The 2,086-nt window shown below is 43.6% G+C and carries 1 protein-coding gene; it reads left to right on the top strand.

The window, feature by feature from the left end; translation table 11 throughout:
• On the top strand, positions 1–2,086 hold a 2,086-nt coding region (locus tag BZG01_RS21190; RefSeq protein WP_101311830.1), incomplete at both ends, for a cadherin repeat domain-containing protein.

Consider the following 2,086-nt stretch of genomic DNA (forward strand, 5'->3'; position numbering starts at 1 on the left):
TCCATTTTTGAGATCAACGCATCAAGCGGCGCAATCACCGTAACCGATAACTCAGGTATAGATTATGAAACAACAACCTCATACACATACACCGTAACAGTTTCCGACGGAACCAACACTTCAGCCGCAGAAACGATAACAATCAATATCACAGATATAAATGATGTCACTCCAGTTGTAACAGCCTCCCAGAGTTTTAGCATTGCAGAAAATATTGCAAACTCAGGAGCCGTAGGAACAGTACTTGCAACAGACGGCGATGCAGGAACATCTTTCTCATCCTGGACAGAAACCGGAGGAACCGGCGCATCCATTTTTGAGATCAATGCCTCCAGCGGCGCAATCACTGTAACCGATAACTCGGGAATAGATTATGAAACAACAACCTCATACACATACACCGTAACAGTTTCCGACGGAACCAACACATCAGCATCCGAGACAATTACAATCAATATCACAGATGTCAATGATGTAGCTCCGATAGTGACAGCTTCACAAACATTTACTATTGATGAAGATGCTTCAAATACAACATCAGTAGGAACCGTTTTGGCCACCGACGGAGATGCAACAGCCACGGTTTTTAGCAGCTGGACAATTACAGCAGGCAATACAAACAGTGTATTTGCCATCAACTCATCAACAGGTGAAATTACAGTTAATGATGCGAATGAACTGGATTACGAATCAATCACAAGTTACAGCTTGAGCATCACAGTTTCAGATGGAGTTAACACTTCAGCAGGAGAAACAGTAACAGTTGATGTGAACGCAATAAACGACAACACTCCAGTTGTAACAGCCTCTCAGAGTTTTAGCATTGCAGAAAATATTGCAAACTCAGGAGCCGTAGGAACAGTACTTGCAACAGACGGCGATGCAGGAACATCTTTCTCATCCTGGACAGAAACAGGAGGAACCGGCGCATCCATCTTTGAGATCAACGCATCAAGCGGCGCAATCACTGTAACCGATAACTCGGGAATAGATTATGAAACAACAACCTCATACACATACACCGTAACAGTTTCCGACGGAACCAACACTTCAACAGCAGAGACGATAACAATCAATATCACAGATATAAATGATGTCACTCCAGTTGTAACAGCCTCCCAGAGTTTTAGCATTGCAGAAAATATTGCAAACTCAGGAGCCGTAGGAACAGTACTTGCAACAGACGGCGATGCAGGAACATCTTTCTCATCCTGGACAGAAACCGGAGGAACCGGCGCATCCATCTTTGAGATCAATGCCTCCAGCGGCGCAATCACCGTAACCGATAACTCAGGTATAGATTATGAAACAACAACCTCATACACATACACCGTAACAGTTTCCGACGGCATAAACACTTCAGCATCCGAGACAATTACAATCAATATCACAGATGTCAATGATGTAGCCCCGATAGTGACAGCTTCACAAACATTTACTATTGATGAAGATGCTTCAAATGCAACATCAGTAGGAACCGTTTTGGTCACCGACGGAGATGCAACAGCCTCGGTTTTTAGCAGTTGGACAATTACAGCAGGCAATACAAACAGTGTATTTGCCATGAACTCATCAACAGGTGAAATTACAGTTAATGATGCGAATGAACTGGATTACGAATCAATCACAAGTTACAGCTTGAGCATCACAGTTTCAGATGGAGTTAACACTTCAGCAGCAGAAACAGTAACAGTTGATGTGAACGCAATAAACGACAACACTCCAGTTGTAACAGCCTCCCAGAGTTTTAGCATTGCGGAAAATATAGCAAACTCAGGAGCCGTAGGAACAGTACTTGCAACAGACGGCGATGCAGGAACATCTTTCTCATCCTGGGCAGAAACCGGAGGAACCGGCGCATCCATCTTTGAGATCAACGCATCCAGCGGAGCAATCACCGTAACCGATAACTCAGGTATAGATTATGAAACAACAACCTCATACACATACACCGTAACTGTTTCCGACGGAACCAACACTTCAGCCGCAGAGACGATAACAATCAATATCACAGATGTCAATGATGTAGCTCCGATAGTGACAGCTTCACAAACATTTACTATTGATGAAGATGCTTCAAATACAA

Origin of the sequence: Labilibaculum manganireducens (genome assembly GCF_002843385.1) — a bacterium.
Classification (GTDB): Bacteria; Bacteroidota; Bacteroidia; order Bacteroidales; family Marinifilaceae; genus Labilibaculum; species Labilibaculum manganireducens.